This is a genomic window from Pseudomonas spirodelae (genome assembly GCF_034653255.1).
Classification (GTDB): domain Bacteria; phylum Pseudomonadota; class Gammaproteobacteria; order Pseudomonadales; family Pseudomonadaceae; genus Aquipseudomonas; species Aquipseudomonas spirodelae.
On sequence record NZ_JAYEET010000055.1, the window covers coordinates 59,055 to 76,050 of the forward strand.

At 61.2% G+C, this 16,996-nt stretch carries 17 protein-coding genes; 7 read left to right on the forward strand and 10 right to left on the reverse strand.

Annotated elements, in window-relative coordinates:
* The first annotated feature begins 208 nt into the window (after positions 1 to 208).
* Positions 209 to 1,882, forward strand: a complete 1,674-nt coding sequence (locus SOP97_RS18290) for a phosphoethanolamine transferase (RefSeq protein WP_322950414.1) — start codon at positions 209 to 211, stop codon at positions 1,880 to 1,882.
* Positions 1,883 to 1,960: 78 nt separating this feature from the next.
* On the opposite strand, the gene SOP97_RS18295 is transcribed toward SOP97_RS18290, so the two are convergent.
* Entirely contained in the window at positions 1,961 to 3,085 is a 1,125-nt protein-coding gene (locus SOP97_RS18295) for a class I SAM-dependent methyltransferase (RefSeq protein WP_322950415.1), read from the reverse strand.
* A 69-nt stretch (positions 3,086 to 3,154) separates the two neighbouring features.
* Between SOP97_RS18295 and SOP97_RS18300 the strand changes: the two genes are divergently transcribed.
* Entirely contained in the window at positions 3,155 to 3,931 is a 777-nt protein-coding gene (locus SOP97_RS18300) for a ferredoxin--NADP reductase (RefSeq protein ID WP_322950416.1), read from the forward strand.
* A 3-nt stretch (positions 3,932 to 3,934) separates the two neighbouring features.
* Here SOP97_RS18300 and SOP97_RS18305 read toward each other — a convergent pair whose 3' ends face one another.
* From SOP97_RS18305 to SOP97_RS18315, 3 genes are all read right to left on the reverse strand, one after another.
* The gene (locus tag SOP97_RS18305; protein ID WP_322950417.1) at positions 3,935 to 4,960 is read right to left on the reverse strand and encodes a CNNM domain-containing protein; all 1,026 of its coding nucleotides are present in this window, start codon (positions 4,958 to 4,960) and stop codon (positions 3,935 to 3,937) included.
* A gap of 127 nt (positions 4,961 to 5,087) precedes the next feature.
* Positions 5,088 to 5,501 (reverse strand): large-conductance mechanosensitive channel protein MscL, encoded by a 414-nt coding sequence (mscL, locus tag SOP97_RS18310; protein WP_274087770.1) that lies wholly within the window; start codon positions 5,499 to 5,501, stop codon positions 5,088 to 5,090.
* 67 nt (positions 5,502 to 5,568) lie between these two features.
* A complete protein-coding gene (locus SOP97_RS18315) occupies positions 5,569 to 6,315 on the reverse strand; it encodes an EAL domain-containing protein (protein WP_322950418.1) in 747 nt (248 codons plus the stop codon).
* Between the two features lie 135 nt (positions 6,316 to 6,450).
* Between SOP97_RS18315 and SOP97_RS18320 the strand changes: the two genes are divergently transcribed.
* From SOP97_RS18320 to radA, 3 genes are all read left to right on the forward strand, one after another.
* Positions 6,451 to 6,690 carry a YdcH family protein gene (locus SOP97_RS18320; protein WP_274087772.1) on the forward strand — a complete coding sequence of 80 codons (240 nt, stop codon included), beginning with the start codon at positions 6,451 to 6,453 and terminating at the stop codon, positions 6,688 to 6,690.
* An 88-nt stretch (positions 6,691 to 6,778) separates the two neighbouring features.
* Positions 6,779 to 7,057 carry a YdcH family protein gene (locus SOP97_RS18325; protein ID WP_322950419.1) on the forward strand — a complete coding sequence of 93 codons (279 nt, stop codon included), beginning with the start codon at positions 6,779 to 6,781 and terminating at the stop codon, positions 7,055 to 7,057.
* Positions 7,058 to 7,215: 158 nt separating this feature from the next.
* Complete coding sequence (radA, locus tag SOP97_RS18330) at positions 7,216 to 8,580, forward strand: DNA repair protein RadA (RefSeq protein ID WP_274087774.1); 1,365 nt, start codon at positions 7,216 to 7,218, stop codon at positions 8,578 to 8,580.
* A gap of 45 nt (positions 8,581 to 8,625) precedes the next feature.
* Here the strand turns inward: radA and SOP97_RS18335 are convergent, their stop codons facing one another.
* The 3 genes from SOP97_RS18335 to SOP97_RS18345 form a co-directional block, all read right to left on the reverse strand.
* Entirely contained in the window at positions 8,626 to 8,997 is a 372-nt protein-coding gene (locus SOP97_RS18335) for a PilZ domain-containing protein (RefSeq protein WP_274087775.1), read from the reverse strand.
* Positions 8,998 to 9,166: 169 nt separating this feature from the next.
* Positions 9,167 to 9,694 (reverse strand): inorganic diphosphatase, encoded by a 528-nt coding sequence (gene ppa, locus SOP97_RS18340; protein ID WP_274086450.1) that lies wholly within the window; start codon positions 9,692 to 9,694, stop codon positions 9,167 to 9,169.
* A gap of 78 nt (positions 9,695 to 9,772) precedes the next feature.
* Complete coding sequence (locus SOP97_RS18345; RefSeq protein WP_322950420.1) at positions 9,773 to 10,612, reverse strand: M90 family metallopeptidase; 840 nt, start codon at positions 10,610 to 10,612, stop codon at positions 9,773 to 9,775.
* 111 nt (positions 10,613 to 10,723) lie between these two features.
* Between SOP97_RS18345 and SOP97_RS18350 the strand changes: the two genes are divergently transcribed.
* Positions 10,724 to 12,307: a serine/threonine-protein kinase gene (locus tag SOP97_RS18350; RefSeq protein WP_274086448.1), complete on the forward strand. Its 1,584-nt coding sequence runs from the start codon at positions 10,724 to 10,726 to the stop codon at positions 12,305 to 12,307.
* Positions 12,308 to 12,353: 46 nt separating this feature from the next.
* Here the strand turns inward: SOP97_RS18350 and SOP97_RS18355 are convergent, their stop codons facing one another.
* The 3 genes from SOP97_RS18355 to SOP97_RS18365 form a co-directional block, all read right to left on the reverse strand.
* Positions 12,354 to 12,821, reverse strand: coding sequence for a GNAT family N-acetyltransferase (locus tag SOP97_RS18355; protein ID WP_274086447.1), 468 nt, complete (start codon positions 12,819 to 12,821; stop codon positions 12,354 to 12,356).
* A 273-nt stretch (positions 12,822 to 13,094) separates the two neighbouring features.
* Positions 13,095 to 13,907 carry an ethanolamine ammonia-lyase subunit EutC gene (gene eutC / locus SOP97_RS18360; RefSeq protein WP_274086446.1) on the reverse strand — a complete coding sequence of 271 codons (813 nt, stop codon included), beginning with the start codon at positions 13,905 to 13,907 and terminating at the stop codon, positions 13,095 to 13,097.
* A 14-nt stretch (positions 13,908 to 13,921) separates the two neighbouring features.
* Positions 13,922 to 15,316: an ethanolamine ammonia-lyase subunit EutB gene (locus SOP97_RS18365; protein ID WP_322950421.1), complete on the reverse strand. Its 1,395-nt coding sequence runs from the start codon at positions 15,314 to 15,316 to the stop codon at positions 13,922 to 13,924.
* Between the two features lie 252 nt (positions 15,317 to 15,568).
* Here SOP97_RS18365 and mpl point away from each other — a divergent pair, with 252 nt between their 5' ends.
* On the forward strand, positions 15,569 to 16,921 hold the full coding sequence (mpl, locus tag SOP97_RS18370) for a UDP-N-acetylmuramate:L-alanyl-gamma-D-glutamyl-meso-diaminopimelate ligase (protein ID WP_274086444.1): 1,353 nt from the start codon (positions 15,569 to 15,571) through the stop codon (positions 16,919 to 16,921).
* Positions 16,922 to 16,996 lie beyond the last annotated feature (75 nt).

Genomic DNA, 16,996 nt, shown 5'->3' on the forward strand with positions numbered 1-16,996 from the left:
CAAAAGAATGTGAAAAATTCGTGAGTTCTGCGCCGCTCACACATGACTGGGGTGTGTCCGCAAGCGGCGGGCTGAGCGCTGCAGCGCGGCCGTGATCACTCAACGGTTTTTTCACATCCGCCCGACAGGCATTTCACATCCGCCCGACAGGCATTTCACATCTGCCTGAGTAGATTTGCGCCAGTTTTGTTATCTACCCAGGTGCTTTGTGCGCGAATCCATTCTTAAGCGTGTGGCGGTCAGCCGTAACGGGCTGACCATGTTGGTTGCCTTGTGGCTGATGCTGACCATGAACCTGCCGTTCTGGCACAGCGTCTGGCAGGGCGTGGGCGGTATGAGCAACGACAGCCCGCTGTTCCTGCTCAGCTTGCCGCTGTTTGTCTGGATCTGGCTGTACGTACTGCTCAGCCTGCTGGCCTGGGGGCGGCTGACCAAAGCGGTGCTGTCCCTGCTGGTGCTGGTGTCGGCCGGTGCCAGTTACTTTATGAACAGTTACGGCATCGTCATCGACTACAACATGCTGACCAACATGCTGCAGACCGACGTGGCCGAAGCCACGGAGCTGTTCAATGCTCGCCTGCTGCTGTGGTTTTTATTGTTGGGCGTGCTGCCTGCGTTGTTGATCAGTCGTATGCCGACTCGCCCCCTCACATGGCGGCGGGAGCTGGCTGGCAAGCTGGGGAGCATGGCTGCTCTGTTGGCGGTGTTTGCCGTGCTGGTGATGAGCCAGTATCAGCCGTATGCCTCACTGATTCGTAACCACCGCGAGGTGCGCCTGATGCTGGTGCCGTCGAATGTGGTCGGGGCCGTGCACGGTTACCTCAACCGCGAGTTGGCCGCGCCGGCTGTGCTGGAAGTGGTCGGCGCGGATGCCCATCGCATCAGCGCCGTCAGCACCCCGCAGCGGCCGCGCGTCACCCTCTTGGTAGTGGGTGAAACGGCCCGTGCGGCGAACTTCTCGCTCAACGGTTATACGCGCCCGACCAACCCAGAGCTGGCTGAGCGCGATGTGATCAACTACCCGCAGGCGTCCTCCTGCGGCACCGCCACGGCGGTCTCGGTGCCTTGCATGTTTCAAGACCTAGGCCGGGCGGATTACCAGGACGCGATGGCCGGCAATCGTGAAGGCCTGCTCGATGTGTTGCAGCGTGCCGGCGTGGATGTGCTGTGGCGCGATAACAACTCGGGTTGCAAGGGTGCCTGTGATCGGGTGCCCAGTGAGGATGTTTCACACCTCAACCTTGCGCAGTTCTGCGCCGATGGCGAATGCCACGACGAGGCGCTGCTGCATAACTTGCAGGCGTACCTCGACGGCCTGACCCGTGACACCCTGGTGGTGCTGCACATGAAGGGCAGTCATGGCCCGGCCTATTACAAGCGCTACCCGGCGGCGTTTGAGCGCTTCACCCCGGTGTGCAAGGAGGTGCAACTCGATCGCTGCGACACCGCCAGCATCGTCAATGCCTACGACAACAGCCTGCTTTACACCGACCATGTGCTGGCCGCCACCATCGACCTGCTGCGCAGCAATGCGGCGCGCTTGGACACGGCCATGCTCTATATGTCGGACCACGGTGAGTCCCTCGGCGAACACGGCATGTACCTGCATGGCGTGCCCTATGCCATGGCGCCGAGCGAGCAAACTCATGTGCCGATGGTGCTGTGGTTCTCCGACGGCATGCAGCGCAGCAGCGGCATTTCCGCCGATTGCCTGCGCCAGCAAGCAGGCCAGCCGGTGTCGCAAGACAACCTGTTCCACTCGGTGATCGGCCTGATGGGCGTGCGCACCTCGGTCTATCAACCGCAGCTGGATATCTTCCGCCGCTGCCGACCGGCTGCGGTTGCCGTGCAGAGTAAAAGCACTGAGCTGCGGATCGACTGACTCAGTAAGGCCGGCTCGATAGCCTTGGGATAGCGGTTCTGGTTGCTGTCAGCCTGGCTGAGCGCCAGGCCGCCAGGCTTATTTGGTCGCTTTAAGCACCACAAACTTCGGCGTGGCCGCGACCTGTTCGACGCCGCGGAACAGGCGTTTAAGTTTGGCGTGGTAGCCCAGGTGACGGTTGCCGACGATCCACAGTTCACCGCCGGTTACCAGGGCGGCACGGGCCTGCTGGAACATGCGCCAAGCGAGGAAGTCGCCGACCACTTGCTGTTGGTGGAAGGGCGGGTTGCACAACACCAGGTTCAGCGAATCCGTCGCCTGTTCGGCCAGCCCATCGCCGGCACGGATCTCTACCGGGCGCTCGCCCAGCGCCGCTTGCCAGTTCTCAGCGGCCGATTGCACGGCCATATAGGACTCATCCACCAGCGTCAGCTCAGCCTGCGGACTGCCCAAGGCGTAGGTGATAGCGAGCACGCCATTGCCACAGCCGAGATCGGCCACGCGCAGGCGGCTGAGGTGCTTGGGCAGGTGCGGGAGGAAGGCGCGGGTGCCGATATCCAGGTCTTCGCGGCAGAACACATTGGCGTGGTTGCGCAGCTCAATCGCCGGTTTGTCCAGGCGATAGGCCGTGGGGTAGGGCGATACCGGCGCGGGTTTGGCGGCTGGCGTGGCGAACAGCAGGCGGGCTTTTTTCACCGCCAGTGAGGCCTGCACCGGGCCGATGTAACGCTCCAGCAGATCCCCCGCCGCGCGCGGCAGGTGTTTGACCATGGCGGCGGCGATCACCTGCGCGCCCGGGGCGAGCTGGCCGTGCAGGCGAATCAGTTGTTCCTCCAGCAGCGCCAGGGTTTTCGGCACGTGGATCAACACCAGGTCAAACGGCCCTTGCGCGCGCTCACTGCTAGGCACAAAGCGCACGGCCTCCGCCGGCAACTGGTTGCGCTGCAGGTTGACCTGTAAACCGAGGTGGCCGAGGTGCGAGTCGCCGCTGCTGGTGACGTCGGCCCGGCCGGCCAGGCTGGCCGCCAACGCGCCGAAGCTGTCATTCAGTACCAAGATGCGCGCTGCGTCCGGCAACCCCTGCTCATGCACATGGTTGAGCAGGTATTCATCGGCGGCATCAAACGCCTGCAGCGGCTCATGCAGTTGGTCGGGTTGGCGAATCAGGTCGAGCTGGGCGAAAGGCGTAACGAATATAGGCATATAGGCTGCTGGTGTTTGTTCGAGTCGGTTTGCGGGACACTGGGGCGACGTCACCGCAGTGGAGCCAGTATGACTGTCAGCGAAGACAAGTTCACCCAGCAAACCCTGAGCGCCATTCAGGTCTGGTCGCCCAGCCTGTTCAGCCTGCGCTGTAGCCGTGATCCCGGGTTTCGCTTTACGGCCGGGCAGTTTGCCCGCCTGGGCGTGCAAAAAGCCGATGGCACGCGAGTTTGGCGGGCCTATTCGATGGCCTCGGCGCCCCATGATGAGTTTCTTGAGTTCTTCTCCATCGTGGTGCCGGGCGGCGCGTTCACCTCCGAGCTGAGCCGGCTGCAGGTTGGCGACAGCCTGTTGGTGGAAAAGCAGGCGTTGGGCTTTCTCACTCTTGATCGTTTCGCCGATGGCCGTGATCTCTGGCTATTAGCCAGCGGCACCGGTTTGGCGCCGTTTCTGTCGATTTTGCAGGGGCTTGAGGTGTGGCAGCGCTTTCAGCGGGTGGTGTTGGTGTACAGCGCGCGCACGGCCAGCGAGCTGGCCTATCAGCCGTTGATTCAGGGGCTGATGCAACAGGAACATCTGCAGGAGTTTGCCGGGCGCTTTACCTATCTACCGCTAGTGACGCGTGAGCAGGTGCCCGGTTGCCTGCATGGGCGCATCACTACACTGCTGGAGAATGGCGAGTTAGAGCGTGCAGCGGGGCTGAGCCTGGACCCCGCCGATTCACGGCTGATGATTTGCGGTAACCCGCAGATGATCGACGACACGCGGGTGCTGTTGAAACAGCGCGATCTGCAGCTCAGCCTGACCCGACGGCCGGGACAGGTGGCCGTCGAGAACTATTGGTAGCGGTTATTCCTCGCGGATAGCCTTGATCCGGTGCTCCCAGCGGCGCTTGGCAAAGCGGCGCATATTCGGGATGTCGTCGGTTTCGTCGAGGATCGGCTTGCCGATGATGGTCTCCATGATGTCTTCCATGGTCACCAGGCCGCGCCAGCTGCCGAACTCGTCATACACCAGGCACATGTGCTGACGTTCTTGCATCATCTGGGTCATCAGGTTCTCGACGTTCATGCTGTCGGAGACCACCTTGAGCGGCTTGAGGATGCTCGACACCGGCGCGTCATCAGCCTCGGCCGCCAGAGCGTCATAGCGGAACACCACACCCAGCGGCGACTCATTCTCACCGATCACCGGATAGCGGGAGAACTGGCTCTCTTTCACTCGTGCCTTGAATGCGCCGAGGGTGTCATCGGGGGCCGCAAACTCGCAAACAATCCGTGGCGTCATGATGTCGCGCAGCTTGATTTCGTGCAGGTCGAGAATATTGCTGATGACGCGCTGCTCATCCTCATCCAGCTTGCCCACTTCACGGCCGAGCAGGGTCAATGCTTTGATCTCTTGGCGGATGTCGTGCTCGGGTTCCTTGCCGCCAAACAACCGCATGATCAGGTCGGACATGACGATAAATGGCTTGAGCAGCAGGATCATGCCGCCCAGCAGGCCAGGCAGGTACGGCGCCAGGGTGGGCCAGTAACGTGCGCCAATGGTCTTGGGCAGAATTTCCGAGAGCACCAAGATCAGCAGGGTCATCACCGCCGAGGCGATGCCCAGATAACCGTCGCCAAATATCACCGTGACTTGCGCGCCAACGCCCGTAGCACCGACAGTGTGGGCCACTGTATTGAGCGTGAGGATCGCGGCAAGGGGCTGGTCAATCTTGTCTTTCAGCCCTTTCAGCTGCTCGTAGAGCTTCGGCTTGGTGGCCTTCTGCTGGGCAATATAGCTGGGCGTTAGGGAAAGCAACGCCGCTTCAAGAATGGAACAGATGAATGAAACGAGGATGGAGAGAGCGGCAAACGCAATTAGGAGTGTCATTGAGGGGGGTAAGTAACCAAGGGATGCTCAATTTACACGAACTGGTTGCGAACGCCGCGCGCGGCCAATGAGCAAGCTGCAACAAATCGTGTACGGGAGGGCGTTGGCCCTCCGCGCGAGGGAGGGCTCAGTCTTTGCTTTGCTGGGCCTTGAGCAGGTCACGGATTTCGCTCAGTAGCTCCTGCTCCTTGCTCGGCGGCGCTGGCGCGGCCGGGGCAGCTTCTTCTTCGCGTTTGAGTTTGTTGATCACTTTGACGCCCATAAAGATGGCGAAAGCGACAATCAGGAAGTCGAGTATGGTCTGAATAAATTTGCCATAACCTACGGTTACAGCAGCGACATCACCTTCAGCAGCTTTCAGCACAATCGCCAGATCGGAGAAATCTACACCGCCAATCAGCATGCCCAGAGGCGGCATCACCACGTCACCGACGAAGGACGAGACAATCTTGCCAAAGGCCGCGCCGATAATGATGCCCACGGCCATGTCGACCACGTTGCCTTTGACCGCAAAGGCCTTGAATTCACTGATTATGCTCATGCTGCTTTCCCTGGTAGGTGAGGTTGCGCTGAGTGTAATTCAGCGCTTGCTGCTTGCAAGTCAAATTTTAGCTCGGGTAATGCACGTCCGGCAGGGACTGGAAGCCCGGTTTGGCCAGCAGATAGCCCTGGAAGAGCTCCACCCCCATGGCTTGCAAAGCACGCAGTTCGCCAAGGCTTTCGATGCCTTCGGCGATCACCCGGATATTCAGTTTGCGGCACATCTGCAAGGTGGCCTCGACCAGCGTCTGCCGCACGCTGTCTTGGTCGATATTACGGATCAGGTGCATATCCAGCTTGATCAGGTCGGGCTGAAAGTCAGCCAGCAGATTCAGGCCGGCATAACCGGCGCCGAAGTCATCAATGGCCGTCATAAAGCCTTGCTTGCGGTACGCGCGCAGAATGCCGGTGAGGTGGTCGATATCCAGCACCTGCTCCTGTTCTGTGACCTCAAATATGATCCGCTCCAGCGGGAAGTTGAAGCGCTCTGCCGCCTCTAGCGTGGCGCGGATACAGGTTTCAGGCTTGTACACCGCATTGGGCATAAAGTTGATCGAGACCATGGCCGGCACCTGCAATTTAGCGGCCCACTCCAGGGCGGTAACTCGGCAGGCTTGATCGAACGGGTAGAGGTTGTCTTTATTGAGTTTGCCCAAGAGGCTGCCGGCGGATTCGCCAGCCGTGCCGCGTACCAGGGCTTCGTGGGCGAATACCGTGCCCGTACTCAGGTTAACGATTGGCTGAAACGCCATGCTGATAGGGAAACCAAGTCCCTGGCCGTCGCGGCAAGCCGCGCATCCGGTTGTTGTACCCATTACCTGTTCTCTGATTTTTTGCAGATGATGCTCACGATAGCAGAAGTCGCTTTGCAAGCCTCAATTCAACGTGTCGCGGCAGAGCCTGCGGGGCTGAACTAGGCTCTATTCAACTCCACGCCTGAGGATGCCGTTATGCCCCTGGAACATCACCCACTGAACCGCGAGTTTTCCGAGTTCAAGACCCAGTTACACGCCTTGCTGTCTAGTGACGGACACTTTGTGCGCTTGGCTAATGAATACGAAGAGCTTGATAAGCGTATTTATGAAGTGGAGAGCGGGCGGGTGGCCATGGATGAGGTTCTGCTGCTCGGTTTGAAGATGCAGCGTGTCAGCCTTAAGGACGAACTCTCCGCCTATCTGCACAAAGCCTGATAGCTGTGCTGGCTTGATCCGGGTCAAGTGCTCAGCCCGGGGCAGGGGATAGGCTGCAGGCAGTGACTATCCCCTTAGGAGTGCCAGCATGCACGTAGAACACCATCCGCTAATCAAAGACTTCCCCGAGCTGCGCGGCGCCCTGCATGAGTTGCGGCTGGCTGACAGCAACTTCGCGCGCCTGGCCGATAACTACGAAACCCTGGATAAGCGTATTTGCCGTATTGAAGCCGGCAGCGAACTGCTGGCGGATGATGCCCTGCTGACACTCAAGCAGGAGCGCGTCGGCCTTAAGGATGAGCTGGCGCGGCAGCTCAAACGGGCGGCGGGGCAGTGTTGTGGGTGCGGCAATGGCTGCAAAGCCTAAAAGGCTGCTGACGCTCTGCGGTGCGTTGGACCGGCTGCGTTAAAACAGGCTCGTCGGGCTTGAGCGCGCCAGAGGCGGAGCCGGTTCAATGCTCATTGGACTGTAAATATATCCAGCTATTTCGTATGATCCGGGCTCAGTTTTTATAGGAGTCCGGCATGGCCAAGGCTAAGCGCATGTATGGCTGCACCGAGTGCGGCGCAACCTTCCCCAAATGGGCCGGCCAGTGCGGCGAGTGCGGGGCGTGGAACACCTTGGTCGAGACGCTGCTCGAAGCCAATGCGGCCACCCCCAGCGGGCGTGCCGGCTGGGCTGGCGAACAGGCGCAGATCAAAACCCTGGCCGAGGTCAGCGTCGCCGAAGTGCCGCGCTTTTCCACTGCCTCCGGCGAGCTGGACCGGGTGCTCGGTGGTGGCCTGGTGGATGGTTCAGTGGTGCTGATCGGCGGTGATCCTGGCATCGGCAAATCGACCATCCTGCTGCAGACCCTGTGCAATATCGCCACGCGCTTTCCTGCGCTGTATGTCACCGGCGAAGAGTCCCAACAGCAGGTGGCCATGCGCGCCCGGCGTCTGGGGTTGCCGGAAGACAAGCTCAAGGTGATGACCGAAACCTGCATCGAAACCATCATCGCCACTGCGCGCCTGGAAAAACCCAAGGTGATGGTGATCGACTCGATCCAAACCATCTTTACCGAACAACTGTCCTCGGCTCCTGGCGGCGTGTCCCAGGTGCGTGAAAGTGCGGCGCTATTGGTGCGTTTCGCCAAACAGAGCGGTACGGCAATCTTCCTGGTCGGCCACGTAACTAAGGAAGGTGCCCTGGCCGGGCCGCGCGTGCTTGAGCACATGGTCGACACCGTGCTGTATTTCGAGGGTGAGTCCGATGGCCGCCTGCGTCTGCTGCGCGCGGTGAAGAATCGCTTTGGCGCGATCAACGAACTCGGCGTGTTCGGCATGACCGACAAAGGTTTGAAGGAGGTCACCAATCCTTCAGCCATCTTCCTCACTCGCGCCCAGGAAGAAGTGCCCGGCAGTGTGGTCATGGCCACCTGGGAAGGCACCCGGCCGATGCTTGTGGAAGTGCAGGCGTTGGTCGACACCAGCCACATGGGCAACCCACGGCGCGTGACCCTGGGCCTGGATCAGAATCGCCTGGCCATGCTACTGGCGGTATTGCACCGTCATGGTGGGATTCCCACCTATGACCAGGACGTTTTTCTTAACGTGGTCGGCGGGGTCAAGGTGTTGGAAACCGCCTCTGACCTGGCATTGATGGCGGCGGTGATTTCCAGCCTGCGCAACAAGCCGCTGCCGCATGATCTGCTGGTGTTTGGGGAGGTCGGCCTGTCTGGCGAAATTCGCCCGGTGCCCAGTGGGCAGGAGCGGCTTAAGGAAGCGGCCAAGCACGGTTTCAAGCGCGCCATCGTACCCAAGGGCAATGCCCCGAAAGATTCGCCGCCGGGTTTGCAGGTCATTGCCGTAACGCGCCTGGAGCAGGCGCTGGATGCGCTGTTCGAGTAATCGATCAGATGTGTATGGAAAAGGAGGCCTCGGCCTCCTTTTTCGTTACTGGTCTTCGCCGAGTGCGGCGAGTTCGCGTTCGAGCAAACTTTCATCGCCGAGGTTGAGCTCCACCAGGCGCCGCAAGTGGCTGATCGAGTCGAGGTCGATATGCCGGCAGACAAACCCGAGCAGGTCCGCTTGGGTGCGGGTCAGCACCACTTCCATCTGTACGCGGGTGTCACCGGCCAGTTGGATGTTGGCCTCAAACGGTAGGTTGGGATCACCGTTCCAGCCGGCTGGGCGCTTGATCAGTAGGCCCTTCAGCGAAACGTCATGCAGTTCGACTGCCCAGCGTCGTTCGCCTTGCACAATCTCGGTGGGCGCGTCGAAAGCGATGCGGTGAAAGCGCCGACGCTCATTGGCTGTTTCGCTCATGCAAACAAACTCCTGCGAGGTTTCATCCACTATAGCCAAGGCTGTTGCCAATGGCTTGGTTTTATCTGCGCCAGCGACATCGCATCGTGGCGGCCAGAAACAACGGCTGCCTTAAATGGCAGGCATAAAAAAGCCGGCTTGTGGCCGGCTTTTAGGGGACGGTCTCGGCTTATTTTTGGTAAGCAGCGACTGCCTTAAGAATTAGATCGCGGGCTTCATCAGCGCCGCCCCAGCCTTCAACCTTAACCCATTTGCCTTTTTCGAGGTCTTTGTAGTTCTCAAAGAAGTGCTTGATCTGCTCGATCAGCAGGGGTGGCAGGTCGGTGTATTCCTGAACGTCTTTGTACAGCACGGTCAGTTTGTCGTGTGGCACGGCAACCAGTTTGGCGTCGCCGCCAGCTTCGTCGCTCATGTGCAGCACGCCAACCGGACGAGCGCGGATGACCGAACCTGGGGCCACTGGGTATGGGGTCACAACCAGCACGTCGAGGGGGTCGCCGTCGTCAGCCAGGGTATGCGGGATAAACCCGTAGTTGGCCGGGTAGAACATCGGGGTGGCCATGAAACGGTCGACCATCAAGCAATCGATGTCGTGATCGATTTCGTATTTGATCGGCGCGTGGTTGGCCGGAATCTCGATGGCAACGTAGATGTCGTTCGGCAGGTCTTTACCGGCCGGGATCTTGCTGTAGCTCATGGGGCGACTCCCGAGGGGTGGGCCAAAAAAGTGGCGCGATTATAGGCATATTCCCTAGGCGTTGCTACGCCGGCTTATCTAGCCATTAGTCGCGAGTGCGCTGTCTTTGGTGTTGGCGGGGTAAGCCGAATGGCGCTGCTGAAGTTGTTGCAGTCGCGCCAGCGGGTCCTGGCGGTAGAACAGGGCCAGTTGCGCGTAGACCGCAGGGAAGGATTCGGCGAGCTGGTCGGGGGCGCTGAAGAAGTACTCGCTGGTGACTGCAAAGAACTCCGCTGGGTTTTCTGCTGCGTAAGGGTCGATGGCGGTTTCGCGCCCTGGGTTGGCATCCAGTTCGGCGTTCAACTGGTCGAAGGCGCTCTGCATGGCGTTGGTCCATGCTTCAATATGCATGCTGTTATGCAGCGGTGGCAGGCCGTTGGCGTCGCCATTGAGCATGTCCAGTTTATGCGCTAACTCATGGATCACCAGGTTGTAGCCATCCCACTGGCCGCTGGCCTGCACGCCTGGCCAGGCCAGAATCACCGGGCCATGCAACCAGGCTTCGCCGCTGTGCGCACCGTCCCATTCATGCACCACGCCGCTGGCATCGCGGTGGCGCTGTGGGCTGACGAAGTCGTCTGGGTAAATCACGATTTCATGGAAACCCTGGTACCAGTTGAGGTCCGCGAAGTGCAGCAGGGGGAGCTCGGCCTGCACTGCCAGTAGCAGGCGGGCGTGGGCGTCCAGTTCGAGGCTGGGCAGTGGGCTGAGGTGCTTGTGTTGCAAGAACAGCACTGCCCGTTCGCGCAGGCGTTGCTGTTCGGCAGCGTCCAGGCCGTCGAGGATCGGCAGTTGTCGCATGATGGCGTCCCACTGAGCGCTGCTCACGGGATGACGGGCAAGGAGGCGCTGGCGACGCCAGGCACGTAGCGACCACATGGGTTCTGCTCAGGCTCTAGGAAGCGGCCACCATAAGCTCGGCGGCGGCGCTGGGCAAGTCGGCACAAAGGCTGCACTGACAAACCTATCCGCGACCTGGGAGGGCTGCCAATGTCGATTGAGCGTCTCGATCATCCCGCCATCAAACTGCTCTGCGGCAATGGTCTTGACCTGCCGGGGCAGGCTGCACGGACGCGCGCGATCTGCTTGCCAGGGCGCGAAGGGCGGCCGCCGGTGCTCGTGGTTGCGCTGCTTTGGGTGCGAGAGTGCCCCGATGTGGTGCGCACGCTTGAGGCTTACCTCGACGGTCTACTGGCCGATTGCACGTGCACGCCCTCGAGTTGGAGCGAAGCCCAGGCCGCGCGGCAGGTGCTGGCCGGGTTTAACCAGCAACTGTTTCGTCAGCGCCAGGGCGGCCGCCACCTGGCTCAGATAAATGCCGGGCTGTTGCTGATGCAGAACGCCGAGGCGCAGTTTCTCCAGGCCGGGGCCATCGGGTTATTACGTTATCAGCAGGGCGGCGTACATCGGTTGGTCGGCGTTGAGGGGCTGCAGCTTGGCGCGCAGCCTGAGCTGGCGCTGGTGCAGCACAGCTTGGTGCTCAGCCCGGGCGAGTTATTGCTGCTGGCGCCGCAGCCATTATTGGATGTGGCGGATCTGCAGGGCTTTCGTCGTATGGACGAGCCGCTGCCTGAGTTAATTGCGCCCTTGTTACAGGCGCCAGGCGCGGCGGCTTTAGTGCGCCTCGTCGACGCTGACAATACGCCGGTACTGGCCCCGCCTGCGCCCTGGCCGGTGGTGGTCAATGCGCAACCCGGGCAGCAACTTGATGGCTGGACACTGCTCTCGGCTTGTCCGTTCGGGCCGCCAGGGCGGGTGTTTCGCGCGACGGACCCGCGAGGGCGTGAGGCCATGTTGTGGCTGGCCGAGCAGGCGGCGGATGAAGTCTTTCGGCAGCGCGAGTGGGCGCTGCGGCGCAGTCCGGTGGCCAGCTTGCCGCAGGTGATGTCCGCGCATCAGCCGCGAAGCCATGCCTTCTTGCTGTTTGAGCCGGTCAGCAAGGGCATGCGTAGCCTGGTCGATTGGTTGGCGGCGCATGGGGCGTTAGACGGTGTGACGGTTCTGGCTTTGCTCGATCAGCTGATTGTTGCTGTGCGTGGTTTGCAGCGACGCGGCATGCAGGGCCTGTGGTTGGACCCACGCAGTATCCTGGTGGATGACGCTGGGCGCGTAGTGTTGCTGCCTGAATATGCCGCGTTGTTGCCGGGTGTTCCGCCGCAACCCCTGCCTGAGCAGGCGGTGCCCTTGGCGCCAGAGGCGCGTAGCGGGCAGGCGCTGGATGGTCGCGCCGACCAATTTGCCCTGGCGGCACTGGCTTACTGGCTAATTGGACGGCGTTGGCCCGAAGCGGCGCAGGTGGATGCTGACCACACCAGCCGTTATGTGCCGTTGGCGCAGTTCAATGTGCGTGTGCCGGCAGGGTGGGATGGAGTGCTGGCGCGGGCCTTGGCGCCCAAACCGCAGGCGCGCTTTGAGGCCCTGTCGGCGTTTCAGTATGCGTTGCAGCAACCGTTGCGGCAGCAGCTCACGGCTGCGTCACGGCCACGGCATTATAGGCAGCCTTGGCATCTGGCGGCGCTCAGCTTGCTGGTGGTGCAGTTGGTTGTGGGCTTATGGCTAAGCCTTGAAGGCTGATGCGCTGAGCCAGCGCGAGTGGCGCGCCGCTGGCTCAGTTGCAGGCTTAGGGCGCGGTGAAGTCTTCGGTGATCGGCAGGACAAAGCTCTTGAACTCGGTGTCTTCCTTGAAACCAATGGATTCGTAAAGCTTGTGCGCGACTTCGTTGTCGACGCTGGAGGCGACGCGCAAGCGCACGGCATTGGTTTTGAAGGCCATTTGCTTGGCCGTCTGGATCAGGCGATCCGCCACCAGCTGGCGGCGCGCGTCCTGGCAAACGTAGATGTCGTTGAGAATCCACACGCGCTTGAGCGACAGCGAGGAGAAGCTCGAATAGAGCTGGCAGAAGCCGAGAATCTTGTCTTCATCATCGGCCATGGCCAGATAGATCACTGACTCTTTGCGGCTGATGCGGTTTTCCAGAAATTTCCGTGAGGAGTCAGGGTAAGGCAACTGGCCAAAGTGTTCGCGGTAATTGACGAACAGCGGAGTCAGTTGATCCAGATGCTCCAGGGTCGCTTGGACGATGCGCATGGTGAGCCTCTACTTCAGTCGTGTGGATGGCTTCGGCAACACGGCAGCGCTGCCTGCGAACGCTCCCGATGCTGCCTAAAGCTTTTTGAAAGTGCAATCCAAACAAGCGTTTGGTTGTAATCACCGCCCCGCTAGGCGTATGGCGTGCACAAGGCAGTCGACGGTGGATTGCCTTAGGAGGGGTTTTAGCCGCGATGCTTCAGCATTTCAGGCTAGTCGCGGCTAAAGCCCCTCCCACATAAGCCTGGTACTGCAGCGCCTGATTAGGGCGGCCTAGCCCAGCAAGAAGTTTCCGCGTTGCTCCCCCCCCGCCAGCAGTGGTACCTCGGCCTCATCCTTGAGGTTGACCCCAGACAGCTGGCGACGGCACGCCTCGCGCATCAGGTAGAGCAGGCGATGGCTGGCCATGGCGTAGCTCAGGCCCTCCAGGCGCACGTTGGAGATGCAGTTACGGTAAGCGTCGGTAAGACCGACCTTGGGTGCATAGGTGAAGTACAGACCTAGGCTGTCCGGTGAGCTAAGCCCCGGGCGTTCGCCGATCAGGATCACCACCATCTTTGCGCCGAGTCGTTCGGCCACTTCATCGGCCACAGCCACCCGGCCCTGGGTCACCATGACGACAGGGGCCATGCGCCAGTTTTCGGCCTGCGCCTGTTCGCTTATGCGTTCGAGCATGGGCAGTGCATGACGGTGCACGGCCAGGGCAGAGAGGCCGTCCGCCACGACGATGGCCAGGTCGTAACCGTCCGGGTTGTTCTCGCGGTGCTGGCCCAGCAGCTCGGCGGACTCGTGACTCAGGCGTCTGCCCAGGTCTGGGCGCTGCAGGTAGGTGTCGCGGTCCTTGGCGGCGCTGTGCAGCAATAGGCTTTGTCGATGTTGATGGGCCAGGCCTGAGGCAAGTGCGGCGTGATCGAACGGCAGGTGCACGGCATCACGGGCCTGGGCGTGGGCGTACTGGAAGTCCAGCTGCGCGCGGGTCGGCAGGCTGGTGCCGGCGCGACCCAAGGCGATGCGCGCCGGCGTGAGGTTACGCAATTGCTGCCAGGGATTTTCGCTAGCACCGCTGAGTGGGCTGTCATCGTACATACGCGGTTCCTCGGTTAACCAAGCTGCGCCAGCGCCTGACGGAACGCCGGCGGTAGGCTGTTGCCCAGGCGCGGGCGGCCATCGGCTTGGGTGAAAATGCCCATGCGCTGCAGCCAGGCTTCGAATTCGGGGGCCGGTTTCAGCCCCAGGCTCTGGCGGGCGTACAGCGCGTCGTGGAAGGAGGTGGTCTGGTAGTTGAGCATCACGTCATCGGAGCCGGGGATGCCCATGATGAAGTTGATCCCGGCCACCCCGAGCAGGGTCAGCAGCACGTCCATGTCGTCCTGATCGGCTTCGGCGTGGTTGGTGTAGCAGATGTCGCAGCCCATCGGCAGGCCCAGCAGCTTGCCGCAGAAGTGGTCTTCCAGGCCGGCGCGGATGATCTGCTTGCCGTTATACAGGTACTCCGGGCCGATAAAACCGACCACGGTATTCACCAGAAACGGCTTGAAATGCCGCGCCACTGCATAGGCACGGGTCTCGCAGGTTTGCTGGTCGAGGCCATAGTGGGCACCGGCGGACAGCGCGCTGCCCTGACCGGTTTCGAAATACATCAGGTTGTCGCCCAGGGTGCCGCGCTTGAGGCTCAGGCCGGCGTCGTAGCCTTCCTGCAGGATATTCAGGCTGACACCAAAGCTGGCGTTGGCCGCTTCGGTGCCGGCAATCGACTGGAACACCAAATCCAGCGGTACGCCCCGGTTAATCGCCTCGATTGAGGTGGTGACGTGGGTCAGCACGCAGGCTTGGGTGGGGATTTCATAGCGCTGAATGATGCCGTCGAGCATGCGCAGCATCTCGCAGATCGATTGGGTGCTGTCTGTGGCGGGGTTGATGCCGATCATGGCGTCGCCATTGCCGTACAGCAGGCCGTCGAGAATGCTCGCGGCGATACCCGCAGGTTCGTCGGTCGGGTGGTTGGGTTGCAGGCGGGTGGACATACGCCCGCGCAGGCCAATGGTGTTGCGAAAACGGCTGACTACGCGGATTTTCTGCGCCACCAGCACCAGGTCCTGCACGCGCATGATCTTCGACACCGCCGCGGCCATTTCCGGCGTCAGGCCTGGGGCTAGGGCGCGCAGGCTGGCTTCATCGGCGTGGTCACCGAGCAGCCAGTCACGAAAATCGCCGACGTTCAGGTGGCTGACCGGGGCGAACGCGGCGGCGTCATGGCTGTCGATAATCAGCCGGGTGACTTCATCATCTTCATAGGGGATCAATGCTTCGTGGAGAAACTGCTTGAGCGGAATATCGGCGAGGGTCATCTGCGCGGCGACCCGTTCGCCAGCATTGCTCGCGGCCACGCCGGCGAGAAAATCACCGGAGCGCGCCGGGCTGGCTTTGGCCATCACCTCGGCAAGGCTGTCGAAGCGGTAGGTTTCACCGCCAACGCTGTGGCTGTATGCGGGCATTGAGTTCCCCTTGAGGGCTTGGCTGCGCCAAAGCGGTGCTGCAGTTGTCATCTATGCACTGGAATAAACAAGGCTGTCGATGGCAGGGCAGAAATTAAACAACGACGAGCGTCTTGGCCAAGGTTCAGCAACCCCTGTGCCAGAAGCTGACGCAGGGGCTGGGCCTCTGCTGGGCGGCGGCGCTGTGCTAACCTGCGGCCAGTTTTTCGCGCGCCTATTCACCGGTTTTTGAGGGCACCTTCAAGGTACATCATGCATATTCATATTCTCGGCATCTGCGGCACGTTTATGGGCTCGCTGGCCGTCTTGGCCAAAGAACTTGGCCACCGTGTGACCGGTTCAGACGCCAACGTTTACCCGCCCATGAGCACCCAGCTGCAAGCCCAGGGCATCGAACTGACCCAGGGCTATGACGCCGCGCAACTCGACCCTGCGCCCGATTTGGTGGTGATCGGCAATGCCCTATCGCGCGGCAACCCGGCGGTGGAATATGTGCTGAACAAAGGCCTGCCTTACGTCAGCGGCCCGCAATGGTTGGCTGATCATGTGCTGCAAGGCCGTTGGGTGCTGGCCGTGGCCGGTACCCACGGCAAAACCAGCAGTTCAAGCATGCTCGCTTGGGTGTTGGAACATGCCGGCATGAGCCCAGGCTTTTTGATTGGCGGCGTGCCGCAGAACTTCGGTATTTCTGCGCGCTTAGGCGGTACGCCGTTCTTTGTAGTCGAAGCCGATGAGTACGACAGCGCGTTTTTCGACAAGCGCAGTAAGTTCGTGCACTACCGGCCGCGCACCGCGATTCTGAATAACCTGGAGTTCGATCACGCCGACATCTTCCCTGATCTGCCGGCCATCGAGCGGCAGTTCCACCATCTGGTACGCACCATTCCCGGTGAAGGGCTGATCATTCATCCCACCACTGAACCGGCGCTTAAGCGCGTGATCGAAATGGGCTGCTGGACGCCGGTTGCCACCACCGGCGATGGCGGGCAATGGCAGGCCAATCTGCTGAGCGCTGACGGCTCGCGTTTCGAGGTGATTTTCGAGGGTAAAACCGCCGGCACAGTGGACTGGCAACTGACCGGCCAACATAACGTCGCAAATGCCCTGGCGGTGCTGGCGGCGGCGCGCCATGTCGGTGTTGTGCCGGAGCTGGGTATCGTGGCGCTGTGTAGCTTTATCAACGCCAAACGGCGCATGGAGAAGGTTGCCGAAGTCAACGGTGTGACCATCTTCGATGACTTCGCTCACCACCCCACGGCGATTGCCACCACTCTGGATGGCCTGCGCAAGCGCATCGGCGATGCCAAGTTGATTGCCATCGTCGAGCCGCGCTCCAACTCGATGAAGCTCGGCGCGCACCGCGACGGTTTGCCCGAGTCCGTGGTGCAGGCCGATTCGGTATATTGGTACGCGCCGCCGAACTTGGGCTGGGATTTGGCCGGTACGGTGGCCACTTCAACGGTGCCGACTCAGGTGTGCGATTCGCTGGAAGCGATCATTGCCGGGGTAAAAGCGGAAGCCGCGCCGGGTACTCAGATTGTGGTGATGAGCAACGGCGGCTTCGGCGGCCTGCATGGCAAGTTAGCTACGGCCCTGGCTGAGTAGGGTGGGCTGAGGCGCGCAGCGACGCTATCCATCGGATTGAAGTCGATGGGTAGCGCTTCGCTCTACCCATCCTAC

Excerpts from the sequence above, each read along its gene's own strand:
- SOP97_RS18295 (WP_322950415.1), bottom strand. The coding sequence starts at position 3,085 with ATGCCTATATTCGTTACGCCTTTCGCCCAGCTCGACCTGATTCGCCAA.
- SOP97_RS18300 (WP_322950416.1), top strand. The coding sequence starts at position 3,155 with ATGACTGTCAGCGAAGACAAGTTCACCCAGCAAACCCTGAGCGCCATT.
- SOP97_RS18305 (WP_322950417.1), bottom strand. The coding sequence starts at position 4,960 with ATGACACTCCTAATTGCGTTTGCCGCTCTCTCCATCCTCGTTTCATTC.
- mscL (WP_274087770.1), bottom strand. The coding sequence starts at position 5,501 with ATGAGCATAATCAGTGAATTCAAGGCCTTTGCGGTCAAAGGCAACGTG.
- SOP97_RS18315 (WP_322950418.1), bottom strand. The coding sequence starts at position 6,315 with ATGGGTACAACAACCGGATGCGCGGCTTGCCGCGACGGCCAGGGACTT.
- SOP97_RS18320 (WP_274087772.1), top strand. The coding sequence starts at position 6,451 with ATGCCCCTGGAACATCACCCACTGAACCGCGAGTTTTCCGAGTTCAAG.
- SOP97_RS18325 (WP_322950419.1), top strand. The coding sequence starts at position 6,779 with ATGCACGTAGAACACCATCCGCTAATCAAAGACTTCCCCGAGCTGCGC.
- radA (WP_274087774.1), top strand. The coding sequence starts at position 7,216 with ATGGCCAAGGCTAAGCGCATGTATGGCTGCACCGAGTGCGGCGCAACC.
- SOP97_RS18335 (WP_274087775.1), bottom strand. The coding sequence starts at position 8,997 with ATGAGCGAAACAGCCAATGAGCGTCGGCGCTTTCACCGCATCGCTTTC.
- ppa (WP_274086450.1), bottom strand. The coding sequence starts at position 9,694 with ATGAGCTACAGCAAGATCCCGGCCGGTAAAGACCTGCCGAACGACATC.
- SOP97_RS18345 (WP_322950420.1), bottom strand. The coding sequence starts at position 10,612 with ATGTGGTCGCTACGTGCCTGGCGTCGCCAGCGCCTCCTTGCCCGTCAT.
- SOP97_RS18350 (WP_274086448.1), top strand. The coding sequence starts at position 10,724 with ATGTCGATTGAGCGTCTCGATCATCCCGCCATCAAACTGCTCTGCGGC.
- SOP97_RS18355 (WP_274086447.1), bottom strand. The coding sequence starts at position 12,821 with ATGCGCATCGTCCAAGCGACCCTGGAGCATCTGGATCAACTGACTCCG.
- eutC (WP_274086446.1), bottom strand. The coding sequence starts at position 13,907 with ATGTACGATGACAGCCCACTCAGCGGTGCTAGCGAAAATCCCTGGCAG.
- SOP97_RS18365 (WP_322950421.1), bottom strand. The coding sequence starts at position 15,316 with ATGCCCGCATACAGCCACAGCGTTGGCGGTGAAACCTACCGCTTCGAC.
- mpl (WP_274086444.1), top strand. The coding sequence starts at position 15,569 with ATGCATATTCATATTCTCGGCATCTGCGGCACGTTTATGGGCTCGCTG.